The sequence below is a fragment of the Hyphobacterium marinum genome (genome assembly GCF_036330325.1).
GTDB lineage: Bacteria > Pseudomonadota > Alphaproteobacteria > Caulobacterales > Maricaulaceae > Hyphobacterium > Hyphobacterium marinum.
Window position 1 is genome coordinate 155454 of sequence record NZ_JAZDRO010000002.1, and the last position, 16790, is coordinate 172243.

At 62.5% G+C, this 16790-nt stretch carries 13 protein-coding genes; 3 read left to right on the plus strand and 10 right to left on the minus strand.

Features of this window, described 5'->3' with window-relative positions:
- Positions 1–97: 97 nt before the first annotated feature.
- Positions 98–1642 carry a hypothetical protein gene (locus tag V0U35_RS05765; protein ID WP_330195721.1) on the plus strand — a complete coding sequence of 515 codons (1545 nt, stop codon included), beginning with the start codon at positions 98–100 and terminating at the stop codon, positions 1640–1642.
- On the opposite strand, the gene V0U35_RS05770 is transcribed toward V0U35_RS05765, so the two are convergent.
- From V0U35_RS05770 to V0U35_RS05790, 5 genes are all read right to left on the minus strand, one after another.
- Complete coding sequence (locus tag V0U35_RS05770; protein WP_330195722.1) at positions 1639–2970, minus strand: dihydrolipoamide acetyltransferase family protein; 1332 nt, start codon at positions 2968–2970, stop codon at positions 1639–1641. The genes V0U35_RS05765 and V0U35_RS05770 overlap by 4 nt on opposite strands.
- Positions 2970–3986 carry an alpha-ketoacid dehydrogenase subunit beta gene (locus tag V0U35_RS05775; protein ID WP_330195723.1) on the minus strand — a complete coding sequence of 339 codons (1017 nt, stop codon included), beginning with the start codon at positions 3984–3986 and terminating at the stop codon, positions 2970–2972. The genes V0U35_RS05770 and V0U35_RS05775 overlap by 1 nt, the downstream gene beginning before the upstream one ends.
- 4 nt (positions 3987–3990) lie before the next feature.
- On the minus strand, positions 3991–5220 hold the full coding sequence (locus tag V0U35_RS05780) for a thiamine pyrophosphate-dependent enzyme (RefSeq protein WP_330195724.1): 1230 nt from the start codon (positions 5218–5220) through the stop codon (positions 3991–3993).
- A gap of 140 nt (positions 5221–5360) precedes the next feature.
- Positions 5361–7553, minus strand: coding sequence for a DUF8200 family protein (locus V0U35_RS05785; protein WP_330195725.1), 2193 nt, complete (start codon positions 7551–7553; stop codon positions 5361–5363).
- 135 nt (positions 7554–7688) lie between these two features.
- Positions 7689–8879 (minus strand): thiolase family protein, encoded by a 1191-nt coding sequence (locus V0U35_RS05790; protein ID WP_330195726.1) that lies wholly within the window; start codon positions 8877–8879, stop codon positions 7689–7691.
- 56 nt (positions 8880–8935) lie between these two features.
- On the opposite strand from V0U35_RS05790, the gene V0U35_RS05795 reads away from it, so the two are divergent.
- Positions 8936–9172, plus strand: coding sequence for a hypothetical protein (locus V0U35_RS05795; RefSeq protein WP_330195727.1), 237 nt, complete (start codon positions 8936–8938; stop codon positions 9170–9172).
- Here V0U35_RS05795 and V0U35_RS05800 read toward each other — a convergent pair.
- The 5 genes from V0U35_RS05800 to flgK all read right to left on the minus strand — a co-directional run bounded on the left by V0U35_RS05800 (position 9169) and on the right by flgK (position 14725).
- Positions 9169–9606, minus strand: a complete 438-nt coding sequence (locus V0U35_RS05800) for a nuclear transport factor 2 family protein (RefSeq protein ID WP_330195728.1) — start codon at positions 9604–9606, stop codon at positions 9169–9171. The genes V0U35_RS05795 and V0U35_RS05800 overlap by 4 nt on opposite strands.
- A 139-nt stretch (positions 9607–9745) precedes the next feature.
- Positions 9746–10930 (minus strand): tRNA 2-thiouridine(34) synthase MnmA, encoded by a 1185-nt coding sequence (gene mnmA, locus V0U35_RS05805; protein ID WP_330195729.1) that lies wholly within the window; start codon positions 10928–10930, stop codon positions 9746–9748.
- Between the two features lie 87 nt (positions 10931–11017).
- Positions 11018–11557, minus strand: coding sequence for a hypothetical protein (locus V0U35_RS05810; RefSeq protein WP_330195730.1), 540 nt, complete (start codon positions 11555–11557; stop codon positions 11018–11020).
- Between the two features lie 95 nt (positions 11558–11652).
- Positions 11653–12567, minus strand: coding sequence for a flagellin (locus V0U35_RS05815; protein WP_330195731.1), 915 nt, complete (start codon positions 12565–12567; stop codon positions 11653–11655).
- 19 nt (positions 12568–12586) lie between these two features.
- The gene (gene flgK / locus V0U35_RS05820; RefSeq protein WP_330195732.1) at positions 12587–14725 is read right to left on the minus strand and encodes a flagellar hook-associated protein FlgK; all 2139 of its coding nucleotides are present in this window, start codon (positions 14723–14725) and stop codon (positions 12587–12589) included.
- Between the two features lie 394 nt (positions 14726–15119).
- On the opposite strand from flgK, the gene V0U35_RS05825 reads away from it, so the two are divergent.
- Positions 15120–16781, plus strand: coding sequence for a flagellar hook-length control protein FliK (locus V0U35_RS05825; RefSeq protein WP_330195733.1), 1662 nt, complete (start codon positions 15120–15122; stop codon positions 16779–16781).
- The last annotated feature ends 9 nt before the right edge of the window (positions 16782–16790 follow it).

The window sequence follows — 16790 nt, forward strand, 5'->3', positions numbered from 1 at the left end:
GGGTGAGGAGGGAATTGAAGTAGATTACCTTTGATTAGTATTCACTGCTGGTTTAGATAGTGCTTACCCCAATGCGGTCATAATTTTGGAAGCCAAGATGCTAGCGACAATTGCTACCGCTTTAACATTAGCAGGCGTATTAGATCTGGTTTCACGAAGACCGATGAAAATAAAATTAGCCGCAACAGTGCGGCGTGCTGCTAGAAAAAACTTTGACGCGACCAAGTTCATCGCGAACATTTTTTCTTGGATTTTTGGAAATCATTATTTTTCAAAACGTTCATTTCTCGTATCATTTTTAATTTCTATATCTTCTGTAATTTTTATGGCTCTCTTTGTGCTTGTAGTAAACCAAGACACTTTCTATAGCACATTGGATTCTATAATTGTTCTATCGCAAGACACACAAGGAATTATATTTATTTTTATAATTGTCGTTTTTAATCTTCTTTTTGATTTTTTTTCATATTCTCAAACTCGAGCGTTGATTAATATCGCCACAACCAAGAATGCCGACGGAATTAGATTCTTGTTTTTTCCAGTTGATGCTGTCGCTTCGTTGCTTTTGTTTGTTATTGGTTACTCATTGTCGAAGTTTTTTATTATATCGCTGTTTATAGCTAGCGTAGATCAGCCTACCTTTTCTGATCCAATGCGATTTTCTCCAAATTTGGTTCGGGCTGCCTTGCCTGAATTTGATGAGCAGTACAATGAGATGTATATTCCTGCCGATCCCGAAACGGCATTTGAGATGTCTGCTTTATCAGACTATGATGTATATTTTCGTTCTTCATTATCATATTCAGACCAAAATGAGGTCATTGAAAGCATTAGACAGGGCCTTATAGATAACCGCCGCGATTCTAGCGGATCTTTACTCGTAGATTTAGAAGTTAATATTACCCATGATTGCATTCCCGATTCCGAAGTGCGCAATCCTTCTTCGTTAAATTCCCTAGATACAATTGCAAACAGCACTTTCGTTGCCTCGTCAGCCTATCGGTATGTAGATTTTATACAAGATCATACAAATTTGCTTTCCGAAAATATGTATCGGCTATTAGAAACACGCATGCTCGAGTATATTTCAAGTTTACCTCAAAGTGAGTGCCTAATACCTAGGCTGAACGTTGACAGGGTTTATTTTGCAGATTCTGTTTTAGAAAACGCGGGACCATTTAATGTATTTTATACAAATGTGATTGACACTGGGTCTTCTTTATTAACTCAAATGTCAGTGCTTTTTGTAGGTTATATCGAAGATGATATAACAGAAAATTTAAATAATTTTGCGTATCGCGCTTTTTATACTGCACATATGTTTGATGCTGATCCAAGTATTGGTCGTATAGTGGCCGGTTTAGATAATGCTCGATATGATTGGGGGAGATCCACACCTGCACCTTTCTCTACTCTTGCCGCGAGCGCATTCACGCCTACTATCGCATACTTCCTAGCTTTGATTATTATTCAAATTGCTAGATTTAGCGACTTAATTGGAACGAATGCATCAGCCATGCTAAGAAAGGTACAGCTCAGAACCCTGCCCTTCACAATCATTACTCTTACAATTGCACTTATATACATCTCGCTTCAGTTAGCTGGCTGGTTTGCCTCGGCAATTTGGTCGATGTTTTTTTAATACATAAACAATGTCGCCGGGTTTTCCAGATAGCCCTTCACCCGCTGGATCAGCAGGGCGGCGTCATAGCCGTCGACGATGCGGTGGTCGAAGCTGGAGGAGAGGTTCATCACCTTCTTCGGCACCACGCGGCCGCCACCATCAAAGCGCGGCACTTCCATCATCTTGTTGACGCCGATGATGGCGGTTTCCGGCTGATTGATGACCGGAGTGGTCACCAGGCCGCCAATCGCGCCCAGCGAGGTGATGGTGATGGTCGAACCGGAGAGCTCGTCCTTGGTTGCCTTGCCATCACGCGCTGCCTTGGCGAGACGGCCCAACTCGGCGGCGATTTCCCACACATCCAGTGCTTCCGCGTGGCGGATGACCGGCACCATCAGGCCGTTGGGCGTGGCCGCGGCGATACCGAGATGGACACCTTCATAGGTCTTCAGGACGCCGGCCTCGCCATCGTAATGGGCATTGGCCTGCGGCGTTTCGGGCAGCGCTTTCACTAGCGCAGCGGCGAGGAAGGGAATGAAGGTCAGCTTGGGCTGGTCGTCGCGCTTGGTCGCATTGAGGTGCGCGCGCAGATCTTCCAGCGCGGTGACGTCGATTTCCTCGACATAGGCGATGTGTGGAATGTCGCGCTTCGCCTTCTGCATGTTCTCCGCGATCTTGCGGCGCAGGCCGATGATTTTCTTTTCCTCCACGCCGGTCTTCGGCGCACGGAACGGGCCGGAGGTGGAACCGGCGCGGGCCGCGAGACGGCCGCCCGAGGCGATGAAATCATCAAGGTCCTGATGGGTCACCCGGCCCGCCGGACCGGAGCCCGGCACGGCGGAAAGATCGACATCGTTCTCACGCGCGCGTTGGCGCACGGCCGGGCTGGCGAGCGGTTTGCCGCCTGAGGGCACGGGGGCCAGAGCCACTGGCCTAGCCGCCGGAGTCGGCCCAGGAGCGGGCTTCTCTTCCGCCTTCGGCTCAGGCTTGGGCTCTTCCTTCGCCTCTTCCTTGGGCGCTTCGGCAGGCGCAGCTTCGGCTGGAGATTCTTCCGCCTTCGGCTCGGCTTCTTTTTCGTCCGGATCGCCGGACGGTGCATCTGCACCCGAGGTGTCGATGAAGAGAATTTCGGTGCCGACCGCGATCACGTCGCCCGGCTCGCCGACCGTCTTGGTGACGACGCCATTGACGGCGCAGGGAACTTCCACGGTCGCCTTGTCGGTCATCACGTCGAGCACGGGCTGGTCCTCGACCACCGTGTCGCCGGCTTTCACGCGCCATTCGACGATCTCAGCCTCGACCACGCCTTCGCCGACGTCGGGGAGCTTGTAGCGGTACTCGGACATCAGGCGGTCTCCGTGACTTTTTTCAACGCATTGATAAAGCGCTGCTGGCCGGGGAAGTAGGCCCATTCATGGGCGTGCGGATAGGGCGTGTCCCAACCGGTGACGCGCTCGATCGGCGCTTCGAGCGCATAGAAGCAGTCTTCCTGCAATTGCGCGCTCAGCTCGGCGGCAAAGCCCGACGTGCGCGGGGCTTCCTGACCGATCACGCAGCGCCCGGTCTTGTTCACCGAGGCAGCGAGCGTGTCGATATCGTAAGGCGTGAGGGTTTTCAGATCGATCACCTCAGCGTCGATACCGGACTTCTCCGCCGCGGCCAGCGCGACATGGACCTGGGTGCCGTAGGTGATGACGGTCACCGCCTCGCCTTCGCGGACCACTTCCGCCTTGCCGAGCGGCACGGTGTAATGGCCTTCGGGAACCTCGCCCTTGGGGTGGTTGGCCCAGGACGACAGCGCGCCATCGGCCTGGCCGTCGAACGGGCCGTTATAGATCCGCTTCGGCTCGAAGAAGATGACCGGGTCGTCGCTCTCGATGGAGGCGAGCAGCAGGCCCTTGGCGTCATAAGGGTTGGACGGGATCACCACCTTGATGCCGGGAATGTGCGTAAAGAAAGCTTCCGGGCTCATCGAGTGGGTCTGGCCGCCCCGGATGCCGCCGCCCCAGGGTGAACGCATCACGATGGGCTGGGTGAATTGCCCCGCCGAACGGTAGCGGATACGCGCCATTTCGGAGATGATCTGGTCGAAGGCTGGGAAGATGTAGTCGGCGAACTGGATTTCCGCGACAGGACGAAGCCCCTTGGCCGCCATGCCGATCGCCATCGCGGCGATCGCGCCTTCATTGATCGGCGTGTCGAACACGCGGTCGAGGCCGTATTTTTCCTGCAGCTTGGCGGTGACGCGGAAGACGCCGCCGAAATAACCGGCATCCTCGCCAAAGCAGACGACATTCGGGTCTTTTTCAAGGGCGATGTCGAGCGCGGAATTGAGCGCCTGGATCATGTTCATCTTGGCCATGGTCCTACACCCCCAGGTCTTGACGTTGACGGACAAGCCGCCAGTCGGGGTCGGCGCTGACATCCTCGAATATGGACGGGACCGGCGAGAGCGGGCCGTCATGCAGCGTGCCGTGGCTTTCGGCTTCCTTGTAGGACTTCACCACCAGTTCGTTGAGTGCGGCTTCGAGCTTTTCGTGGCGCTCCTCGTCCCATTCGCCAAGGCCGATGAGGTGGTTCTTCAGGCGCAGGATGGGGTCGCCCAGCGGCCATTTCTCGAACTCGTCCTTCGGGCGGTAGCCGGACGGATCGTCAGACGTCGAGTGCGGACCGGCGCGATAGGTGTAGTGCTCAATCACCGTCGCGCCATGACCGGCACGGGCGCGCTCGGCGGCCCATTGCGTCGCGGCATAGACGGCGAGGAAGTCATTCCCGTCCACGCGCAGCGAGGCGAGGCCATAGCCCAGACCTTTCAGCGCGAAGGTCGGCGCATCGCCCGCGGCAACGCCCTGGAAGGTGGAAATGGCCCACTGATTGTTGACCACGTTGAAGATGACCGGGGCCTGATAGGTCGAGGCCAGCGTCAGTGCAGAGTGGAAGTCGCCTTCGGCGGTCGTGCCGTCGCCAATCCAGCTCGCCGTGACCTGATCCTCGCCCTTGTAGCGCGCCCCCATCGCCCAGCCGACGGCTTGCGGGAATTGCGTGCCGAGATTGCCCGAAATGGAGAAGAAATTCCCTTCCGCCCAGGTGTAGTGAACCGGCAGCTGGCGGCCTTTCAGATTGTCGCGGCTGTTGGAAATGCAGTGGCACATCATGTCGACGATGTCGCGGCCGCGTACAAACAGGATGCCCTGCTGGCGGTAGGACGGGAACACCATGTCGGAGTTGCGCATCGCCATCGCACCGGCGACCGAGACGGCCTCTTCGCCGGTCGACTTCATGTAGAAGCTCATTTTGCCCTGGCGCTGGAGCTTCTGCATGCGCTCGTCATAGACGCGGGTCAGCACCATGTGGCGCAGGCCTTCGCGCAGCACGTCGGGCTGAAGCTGCGGATCCCATTCGCCGACCGCCTGGTGATTGTGATCGAGCGCGCGAATGAGGCCGAGTGCGAGTGGTTGGGTCTCGGCCCATCCCGCATCGATGCCGGGGCGTTTCGCCTCACCGGCGGCGGGAATGTCGAGATGGGAAAAGTCCGGCGCATCGCCGGGACGGAGCTTTGGCGCGGGAACGCGATAGCGGGGCTGAGACGCGGTCATGGGGCCTCGCGGGCTGACTTCGACAAGAACGGGCGCGGCCCGTGCGCCATGTCTAGCACACGGGAGACCGGGGCCTTAGCCCGGATCACGCCGTTTTGTCCACATTCCGCAATGGCGAACGCGCTTGCAAAAACGGGCAGCTAGCGCCGCACGATGATCGATCCCTTCTCGACATTCATCGCCGCGAGCAGCGCTTCGTACTGCAGGTCCTGACCATAGTCGAAGAGGGATTCAAACAGCGTGTAGGACCATTCGACCGGGTGGCCGTTGTCGACGATCAAAAAGGTCTCGTTGCGGGCATTATAGCCGCGCACGACGACCCAGTGTGATGTCGCTGCCGCATCGTGCGGGGAATAGATGTCGCGTGCGAACTGGCTGCCCCAGCTGATCAGCGCGATCACCGGCGCGCCGCGATCAAGATGACCCCGGATCGTGTCGAGCGCGCGCGCATTGTTGCGGGCATTGCCCAGCGGCAGGACCTCGTGGCGGAAGCCCGAGGACAAGTCATTCATCCGGTCGCGCAGCGTACCCGGCGGCGTCCCCAGCGACTGGTCGGAGACGAAATTGCCCGAGGATTGGACCCTTCGCTTGAACTGCTCGTACGTCGTCGCGACGCCATAGAAACGCAGCACACGGGATCCGGCCTGCGGCCCACAGGAATTGCCCCCCGAGAGCCGGTTAGCATAGTCGCCGGTCGGCACGTCCAGGAAAACGGTCGGTCGCAGATCTTCGGTCCGGGCACGGGCCGGATCGGCGCGCGACAGCGTCACACCCAGCGGCCTGTAAAAGGCCTGGATTCCGGTCCGGGTCCCGGCCTCGGCTCCATTGGTGTCGCCAATTGCGCGGAAAGCCGCGACATGGCTCATGGCACGACGGCGGGCCTCGGTGACGGAGTCGGCGAAATTGGTGGACGAGTCCGGCATACGCGCCGCCTCTCCCGCGCCTTCAACCAGAAAGTCCTGCTCGTGGTCGCGGTCGGTGAAGCGGACTTCGGCGCGGCGGCCAAGCGCGGTTTCCCAGGCGTCCTGCCAGGTGTCGCTCTCGTCCCACCATTCATAGTGAACGTCGACAGCGTCGATCTGCCAGCCGGGCGGTGCGGTCCAGATGACCTCGTTCGCGACTCGGCCCGAGGCGCGTGTGTCGCCGCCGGTTTCTTCCGCCGACCCGATCAGTGTCGCGAGGATTTGCGTGCGGTCGCCGCTGAGCGAAAGCGTGGAGCTTGCCGACATGCGCGGGCCGTTGCCGAAGAACTCGGCGTCCCCGGCGGTATGCGGCAGGACGAAGAAGTCCGAGTGCTGGCCGTGAACCCAGATGAATTCGCTGCCCGAGGGCGGGGTCGGTGCCGCCGGTTCAACGATCGGCACAACAAGCGAGATCGGGTTGAACTGCACCTGCACGCTGGTGCGCGAGACCGTCCGGTTGCCGTGGCGATCCAGATCGCCAACATCGCGCCCGTCATTGTCGTTGGAGACAATATCGCCATTGGTATCGCCAATGACGATAAAGGACCGGACCGGCCCGTCGACATCGGGCAGGCCCCGGCGTACGTCGATCTCGCCGCGGCCCGGCACGACCGTATCGATCTCCCAATCAGTATCGGTGTAATTCGCCGTCACGCGCGTGGGCGAGGCAATGCGCTCGATCGCGCCACCATCCGGGTTGCACCAGATGCGGCGGCGCTCATCGAGGCGGCCACGGGTGTGATCGGGACGCGTCTCGACCGCGATCATTTCGATATCGGCGTAGAGGCAGTGATCCACCGCGCTCAGCGACACCGACAGGTCAACTCGCGGACCATTGCCACCGAAGTCACCATCGCCGCCGCCATCGCGAATGGCGAAGAGGCGCTCCGTCGGACGAGGCTCGACCGTGATCGTCTGGCTTGTGATGCGCGGCGCGGTGTAGCGCATTTCGGTCACGGCGGTGACCGTCGGGCGCTCGGGAACCACGCCGGGCCGGATTTCCGGCCGGCGTATCGACGTGCTGGGTCGGAACGTCCCGGACAGATCGGGTCCTTGCACCGCAGTCACGCGCGGCGCACGATCGCTTTCATTGCAGCGTGCCAGACCGGCCGCGTCCAGCCGCGCGCCAGGATGGCCATATTCGGTGATCCGCCCGATTTGGGCGGCCAGCTGGGCGCAGGCCCCAACGCCGGGATTGGGCCACGGTCCCGATATCGTGCAGGCCGAGCCGGAGCATTGCCAGGTCAGCGTCCCGGCCTGCACCGCGCCCGTTTCCATCGCGGGCGCAGCGGTACGGGCGGTGTAGGAATAAGTCTGCGCAAGGGCCGGTGACGAAAGGGCGAACCCCAACACGATCAGAAACAGGCGCATGACGATCACTCCCCGGCTGATGAAACAATCGGGAGCGAGAATAGCAAGAATTCTGATGACGCGGGAGTGAACACGAAAACGGCCCCGGACATGCCTGTCCGGGGCCGCTTGAGTTTCAGGCTTGCGAAGACCGGTCTAGGCGACGCGTTCGACCGCCACGGCCGTGGCTTCGCCGCCGCCGATGCAGAGCGAGGCCACACCCTTGGTCTTGCCGTGCTTTTCCAGCGCGGCGATCAGCGTGACCATGATCCGCGCGCCGGACGCGCCGATCGGGTGGCCGAGGGCGCAAGCCCCGCCATTCACATTGACCTTGTCGTGGCTGAGGCCAAGTTCCTTCATCGCGATCATCGGGACGACGGCGAAGGCCTCGTTGATTTCCCAAAGATCGACATCGTCGATAGCCCATCCGGCCTTTTCCACGACCTTGCGCATGGCCGGAACCGGCGCGGTGGTGAAGTAGGCGGGCTCGTGGGCATGCGAGGACGTGGCGACGATTTTCGCCAGCGGCTTCAGGCCACGGCGCTCGGCTTCCGACGCGCGCATCAGGACCAGGGCCGCCGCACCATCAGAGATGGCCGAGGCATTTGCCGCGGTGACCGTGCCGTCCTTGGAGAAGGCGGGGCGAAGGCTCGGGATTTTCTCCGGCATTGCCTTGCGCGGCAGCTCGTCGGTGTCGACCGTCACGTCGCCCTTGCGCGTGGTGTAGGTGACCGGCGCGATTTCGCGTTTGAAATCGCCCTCTTTCGTGGCGCGTTGGGCGCGGGCGAGCGTCTCAAGCGCGTAGGCATCCTGCTGCTCGCGCGTGAACTGGTGTTCCTGCGCGATCATGTCGGCATAGACGCCCATCGCCTTGTGCTCGTAGGCATCTTCGAGGCCGTCGAGCGCCATGTGGTCGAGGATGCGGTCATGGCCGTATTTGAAACCGGCGCGATGGGACGGCATCAGGTGCGGCGCGTTGGTCATGGATTCCATGCCGCCGACCACGATCACGTCGCCTTCACCGGCGAGGATGGCATTGCGGCCCAGAATCGCGGCCTGCATGCCCGAACCGCACATCTTGTTGAGCGTCGTGGCTTCGACCGACTTGGGCAGGCCGGCCTTGATGCCCGCCTGGCGGGCCGGGGCTTGGCCCTGACCGGCCGGAAGCACATTGCCCATGTAAATCGTGTCGACATCATCGCCGGCGACACCGGCTTCTTCCAGCGCGGCCTTGACGGCCACGGCACCGAGTTCGTTGGCCGATTGTGCCGTCAGATCGCCCAGCAGGCCGCCCATCGGGGTACGGGCCATGCCGACGATGACAATCGGATCGTCTTGGGTGCTCATATGTGGTCTCCTTGGAAACGGACGGGAGGCTTGAGATGGGAATTTTCGCGTGCATCTTGAAGGCTTCTCGCTGCGCTGCGTCAAGCCTTTTCGCGGATGCAACATCCGCGCTCGGGCGCATACCGGTCATACGCGACTGGCTGGAAGCCGCTGGCCTGTTTGCGCTTTTCGTCGGTCTTGCCGCGTTCATCGCCTTGCCCGCCGGGCTGATCACAATGCCAGTGCGGGTCGACTGGGCCGGACTTTGGCCCGTCGCGCTGGTGGTTTTCTTCGTTCCCGCCCTCGGCGCTTAAGGGGCCTCGACGGTCGCCGGGAAATACCACACCGCCGCAATGACGCCGCCGCGGATGCGGTAGACGGCGAGCGCAGTCTGGCTGCGCGCCTCACCGCTGGAGGTCGTCCAGCTCGCACGTTCGCGCACGGCGAGGCGGTTGCCATCCTCGATGACCGAGAGGATTTCGGAGCGCGCACTCGGCAGGTCGGAGAAATAGCGGCGCATCGAGCGGACCATGCGGTCGGCCCCATCCACCCGGCTGTCGACACCGGCAAGCCCCAGATAGACGATCTGGACGTCCTCGGTAACGAGATCGCCCATCGCGTCGGCATCCTGCGCATTGAAGGCCGCGAAGAAGGCATCGAGTACGGCCCGGCGATCGGCCGATGTGTCCTGCGCCATCGCCGGCGTGGCTGCGAGGATAACAAACAGAAAGAGGACAGACCTTAACATGCGCACTCTCCCTCGGTCGAAACGGCAGAAGTCCCCCCACCCCGGCCCTCCCCCGAGTGGGAGGGAGTCCAGGCGCTAATCCCTCCCCTTGAGGGGAGGGTGAGGGTGGGGTGGGTAAGCCCGATTTCCATGATCGCGATCAAACCGTCCCGGTAATCCAGCCGCCGCCGAGCACACGCGAGGCGTCGCCCTGTGGCGCGTAGAAGACGGCCGCCTGACCCGGCGCGACGCCCTCTTCGGCTTCATCCAGTGCAATACCGATTTTCCCGTTTTCGACCGAGAGGGCTGCCGGAACCGGCGGGCGGGTGGAGCGCACCTTGACCAGCACCGGCTCGCCGTCGAGCGCGTCGAGATCGCCCTCGCCGATCCAATTGACGGCATGGAGCGCAATACGGCGCACGCCCAGCGCTTCGCGCGGGCCGACGATGACCTGGCGTTCGGGCGCATCGAGGCGGACCACGTAGAGCGGCTCACCGGTGGCGACCTTCAGGCCGCGGCGCTGGCCGACCGTGTAGCGGATGACGCCGTCATGGGTGCCGAGCACGCGCCCGTCGACATGGACGATCTCGCCCGCAGCCGAGGCACCGGGGCGCAGCTTCTCGACGATGTCGACATAGTTGCCATCCGGAACGAAGCAGATGTCCTGGCTGTCCGGCTTGTCGGCAACCTCCAGCCCGAAGGCTTCGGCCAGCTGGCGGGTTTGGTCCTTGGTGAGGCCACCCAGCGGAAAACGCAGATAGTCGAGTTGCTCGCGCGTCGTCGCGAACAGGAAATAGGACTGGTCCTTGCCGGGATCGGCGGCCCGGCGCAGCTCCGGCCCGTCCGGCCCGTCCACGCGGCGGATATAGTGCCCGGTCGCGAGGCAGGCCGCGCCCAGTTGCTTGGCCTGCTTCAAGAGGTCGGCAAACTTGACGCTCTGATTACAGCGCACGCAGGGGATGGGTGTCGCGCCGGAAAGATAGGTGTCGGCGAAATCCTCCATCACCGACTCGCGGAAGCGCGATTCATAGTCGAGCACGTAGTGCGGGAAACCCATCGCCTCGGCGGCCCTGCGGGCGTCGTGAATGTCCTGCCCGGCGCAGCACGCGCCTTTCTTCTTGATAGCCGCGCCGTGGTCGTAGAGCTGGAGCGTGATGCCAACGACGTCATAGCCCGCGCGGTGCAGGACGGTGGCGGTGACGGTGGAATCCACGCCGCCCGACATCGCCACGACCACACGGTGATCGGACGGATTACCGCCAAGGCCGAGCAGGTCGCCGGTCAGGCCGAAGTCTTCAAGCAGGGTATCGGCGCGCGTATCTGCGCGGCCGGTCGCGATCGTCATGGCGCATCTCCATCGGGTTCAAGGCCCGAAGCAAACGGTTATGGAAGGCGGGTATATACGCCCGGCACGCCGTGTTCGAAAGACCCCTTAGCGGCGGGTCGCTTCCAAGCGGTCGATCAGAAACCAGTCGGTCGTCTCATACTTGCGCTCGATGGTCTGGCGATACTGATCGTCCGAAACCCGTTCCAGCCGGGTGCGGCCTTCGAACGCGCCATAGCCGTCCGTCCCCGAAAAATGGGTGACGAAGCCGGTTTCGGTCAGTTCGATTTCCTGCTCGGTCAGCGACCAGCGATTGGTATTGCCGTTGAAATAGCGAACGGCCATCGTTCCCGTCGCCGGGTCGTAAGTGTTGATGACCGTCCCGAACCAGTTGCCGCTGTCAGCCGACACCCAGCGCGAATTCAGCCCCAGGCCGTCGAAGACAGACGATGTTGTGACCACAAAGGTCAGCGTCTCACTATCGTTCGGGCCACGGGCCAGCCAGTTCTCAGCGTCCCACTCACCCTGCAGGAAAGACAGATGCTCGAAGACAGCGCGCGCTTCCGGGCGCGGATCGTCGGGTTGTTCCTGGGACCAGGACGGCGTGGAGACGAGAACGAGCAGGCAGAGAACGGCAGCAAGACGCATGGGGAAGCTCCAGATTTCAAATCCGGAGCAAAACTGGACCGGGGAAGACGGCAAGAGAACTGCCACCCTGCTCACCTTTACGTGAGACGCTGCAATTACCTCAGGAACGGCAACAGCGAGACCTGGCTGAGGCTGGAGAAGGTGGCCGCTGAAACCTCGACTGCCGCCTGAGCCTGTTGCAGGCGCGACGCCGCGTCTGCCATGTCGGCGTCTTCAAGATTGCCGATCAGTTGGTCGAGATAAACCGCCTTGTCCTTCTGACTTTGCTGCAGATTCTCGACCTGCGACTGGCGTGCGCCATTCTCCCCCACGCGATCATTGAGCCGGTCGAAGGCGTTGAGGACATTGGCGATCTCGGCCTGGACATAGGCCTGCTGCGTCGCGTCGAGCGGCCCGTCGAAGGGGCCGTTCGCCCCGGCGTCAAATTCGGCGATACGCTTGAAAGCGGCAAAAAGATCACGCCCGACCTCGCCAGCCAGAAAGCCCGTCTCGACCGAAATATGGTCGTCGAGCCGGACGGCCGTGCGCCGATTGGAGGTGACGAAGACATCGTCAACACTCGCCGCCGCAACCAGATCATCCAGCGTATCAGCGGCGAAGGGATCTGTGTCGCCGCGCGTGCCGCCGAAGAGATAGGCCCCGGCGTGCTGCATCGACATGACGTTGCGTGCCTTTTCGAAGGCGACCTGGACCTGGTCCATGATGAAGGTGCCATCCGTCGTCGTCAGGGCGAGGCGCAATTCGGTCGCGGCCTCTGACAGCTTGCCCAGAGCGGTATCGGTCATTTCCAGTTTCGCGGAGGTGCGGATGGCGGCTTCCTCGTAGGACTGGGCGCGCGATTTCGCGCCATAGGCCGCCGAGAGCGATTCCGCGCGATGGCCAATGCCTTTGAGGTCCTGCGCCAGCTTGCCGGTCGAGAGCTGCTGCTGGGCATCGTGGACGGCGCGCTGAGCGCGCATCAGGTCCAGCAAGGCGGACTGGGAAGCGGCGTTGGTTGCGATCCGTGTCATGGCGTCGGTTTCCTGTCGGTCAGACGATGGACAGCAGGACGTCCGTCAGCTCCTTGGCGGCCTGGAGAAGGCGCGCCGAGGCGTTGTAGGACTGCTGGTAGAGGGTCATATTGGCGAGTTCCTCGTCGAGGGAGACGCCCTCGACATCGGCCCGCTTCTGGTCGGCTGCACTTTTCAGCGCTTCGGCCGACTGCATCGAGCGCTCTGCACGTGCCGCCCGTGATCCGATGCTGCCTGCCACGCGCGCGGCGAAGTCCTGCAGCGTCGCCGATCCCGAAGCGAGTCCGCCCGCGGTCGAGAAGCTGCGCAACTGGTTGAGTGCGTCCTGCAGGGCAAGACCGCCGCGGCTGTCGCCGGTCGCGAGCACGAAGTCCCCCGGCGCGCTCGCGCCAGTCAGGTCGAGCTTCGACAGGGCCAGCAACGCCGAGTTGGCGCGGATGTCGGTATTCACATTGATGGTTTCGCTACGTCCGGCCCGGGCCTGCAGGTCCGCGCCGAAGAGCTGGGAAAAACTCAGCCCCGTCGCGCCGCGCTGGGTCGTGTCGGCAGTCAGTTCGACATCGAAATTCTGGTAGCCGGTGACAGGTGTCTCGACGAGGCGGCCGGACGCATCCAGAGAGAAGGTCGCATAGCGCCCGAGGCCTGACACCGGATTGTTCAGCGCGCTCAGGAGGTCATTGAAACTCGTCCCCCCCACCGTCACCGAGACGGTCTGGGCCGTGCGTCCGTCCGGCGCAGCGACGCGGAAGTTGAGGACCTGACCGGCGGTAAAGCCGTGGGCGTCGGTCGCGGCGATCCCGGTTTCGAAGAAGGTCGGGGTGGAGGAATCCACCAGATCGTTGAGGCCGAAGAAGTGGGCAAAGCCACGCCCGCCCCGGGCAGAGGGCGTGGTTTCGTCCTGCAGGGTCGCGACGCCATTGGTCCCCGTCGCACTCAAGGAGAGGCGGCCAGCGGAGAAGCTGGCGCTGCCGTCTGCACCCAGCGCGGTGTTCATCGCAGTCACGAAGTCGGCGATGGTCGTGCCACCGATTGCCGCCGCCGCACCGCCATCGACGCTGATCGTTCCGGCGGTGAAGTCGACATCCACGCGCTTGACGAGATTGCCCGACGCATCGGTAACGGCAATCGTCGTCGCCCCGGTGAATCCGAGTGCGTCGGTCGCGAGCAGGCCGGTATTGCGGCCCTCCAGCACGGCGGGAGCCGGAACAGCAGACGAATTGTTGTGTGCGGCATTGAGCGCGTCGGCGGCCCCGGCCACCAGTTCGGCCAGTTCCTCCGCCATGGCGGGGAGTTCGCCGTCGCGCAGATCGAGAAGTCCGCGCAGTTCGCCAGACTGAATGTGCGAATCCAGTTCGACGGCCTGTGCGCCTGCCTGGGGCACAATCTCGATCCGGCCATAGGTGACGTCATACGCGCCTGATCCCTTTGGGGTGTATCGCAGGACGGCTGCCTCACTGTCGAGCAAGGAGACCCCATCCTGGGTCCGCACGGCAATGCGTCCGTCCGACAGTGTCTGGGTGCGGATATCGAGATAATTGGAGAGCTCGTCGAGCAATTCGGCCTGGCGGTTTGCCGCTCCGGTCGAATTGGCGGCGGTCGAGGCCAGCGACTGGACCTGCCGGTTGAGCACCTGAAGCTCGCTCAGCAATTCGTTGACGCGCTGGATGCCGGACGACAGTCGCGCATCGGTCTCCTGGCGGATGGAGCGGATTTCGCCCGACAGGCGCTTGGCCTCATCGAAGAAGGATTGCAGGTCGGACGCTGCGGACAGGCGCGCGACCGACAGGGACGGATCGACCGAGGCCGAGCTGATCGAGTTGAAGGCCTGTGTCAGACGCGAGAACAGCGAGCCTTGATCATCAAAACCGCCGACCTGCGACTGAAAGCGGTCGAGCGCGGCAGCCATGACGTTGGCTGCGGTGGAATCCGATGCCGCCCGCATGGATGCAGCCTGAAGATAGACGTCTGCGATCCGCTTGACGCCCGTGACCTCGACGCCCATCGACTGACCGCCGACGATGCGCGCCTGATAAACCGGTGTCGTGCGCGCATAGCCGGGCGTGTTGACGTTGGCGACATTGTCTGACGCAGCACGCAGGCCGGTCTGGCTGGCCTGCAGGCCGGACAGGGCGCTGCCAAGTATGGCGCTCAGCGACATGACAGACCTCCCTGATGGCGTGTTTTGCCGGGTTGCGGGCAGGAATTGCCGGACGGACGGCCAAGAGCGCAGCGCTCGGGGGCCCGAGCAATTTCTCCGTAATTATTTGTCTTAAAAGACATATTCCGGCCTTTGGTTGCGGGTGGCACGCGTGCCGCCCTGCGATCTGTGTCCCTGTTATCGCAACCGGCGGGCCATCTTCGTGCCAGGTGCCAAACCCGGCAGTTTCGGTCTGCAGGGCGGGGAGATTCTTGCCGGGGCGGCGGAATATGCCCACGGTTCGAATTCGTCTTTCTCTATATATTTCGATGGCTTATGGCTTGCCATCACATGGCACACGCCTTGCTCCCCACTGTGTTCCGGCTGTGCGTTCGGCCTGCCGGGTGACGAGGGAATGACGGTTAAAGTCATGCAGGCGGGTACTCCTTTTCCGTTTTCGATGCCGGTTGCTGATGGCGCCGGAGCCGGACGCCCGCGTCCGGGCCTCAAGGAATTCCCCGAAGACGGCGGCGGATTTGATGCGCTCCTGCCGCGCACGCCCGAACCCCGGACCGGTGGCGGAACGCCCGCCGAGACCGGCATGGGCCCTGCTCCCCAGACCGGCGGACCCGGTCAGATCAGAGATGCTGCAGGATTGTCCCCCGCCGATGGTGGCGGCACGCCTGCCGACGTGGGCGGCCAGCCCGTGACAGGCGGCGGAACCCCTGCCGAAAGAGCTGGAACAGAGACGCCGGCAACAGGCGGTGGCGGTCAGTTCGCCGAAGCACGGCTTGCGCCCCAGACCGGCGGCGGCGGGCAGTTCTCACAAGCTGGATTGTCACCGGACAATGGCGGCGGCACCCCTTCGGAAACCGCCATGCCTCAGCCCGCGACCGGCGGAGGCGCGCCGGCTGACACTATAGAGTCTCCGACAGCTCAGCCTGCCACGGGCGGCGGCGGTGAAGTATCCACGGCCAGTTTCGGGACCGGCGCACCGGCGAGCATGGCACAATCCGGTAGCCAGACCGCCCTGCAAGCTGACGGCGCGAAAGCTGCGTCCCAGCCCGTCAGCCAGACCGCCACCGCTCCTGTCCAGAACGCGCAGTCCCCGGCTCAGGCGACGGCACCCGACACGACAGCGGGCGGCACCTCCCACGCGATGGCTAATGCATCTGGTCAGGCCGCCCCCACCGCGAACTCGCAGGCGCAGGCCGCGTCGGCATCCGGCAGTGATGCCGCCGCCCTCGCCGCTGCGCGCCCGCAGGGTGATCCTGCGCTGAAGGAACTGCGCTCGGAAGGCGGGAAGCGCGCCATTCTCGACAGCGCGCCTTCCGGGAGCAATACAGCCACGTCACGAACTGCCGCGAGCGGCGCGCCGGTGCAGGCCGGACAACCCGCCCCGGCAACTCAAGCATCCGCGCAAGGCCAGCCGCAAGTCCAAGCACAGGCAACACCTGACGTTCTTGATGCGCCCAAGCCCGGCCCGGCTCAGACTCCGGTCCAGCAGGCGGCATCCGGTGTCCTGCCGCAAGGTCACGCTGACGCTGCACCCGATCCTGTGCAGGGCCAGGACGCAGTTCAGCGCACAAGCGAGGCCCAATCGACCGCCGAACGGCCCGCCCAACATGGGGCAGCGGCACGGATGACACCGCAATCCTCGGTGCATCTTGCCGCGCAGATCGCACGCCGCTTTGCCGGCGGCAGCCGCCAGTTCGATATCCGAATGGACCCGGCCGAGCTCGGGCGCGTCGATGTGCGCCTGCAGGTCGGCAATGACAATCGCGTCCAGGCCATACTCTCGGCGGAACGGCCGGAAACGCTCGCTGAACTGCAACGCTCGGCACGCGATCTTGAACGTGCGCTGGCCGACGCCGGGCTCGAATTGGGTGAATCAGGGCTCGAATTCCAGCTGTCGCAGGGCGATGCGGACCGCGAGTTCGGCACGCCGGGCCGCGGCGAGTTCGGCGTCTATGCCGAAGCCGATGGCCAGACCGCCGAACCGGCTCCGGTCCAGGCCTCGCGGCAGGTTTACGGTTTCATGCTGAATGGGCGCTCCGGCGTCGACGTCAGGATTTAGGGAGAGACG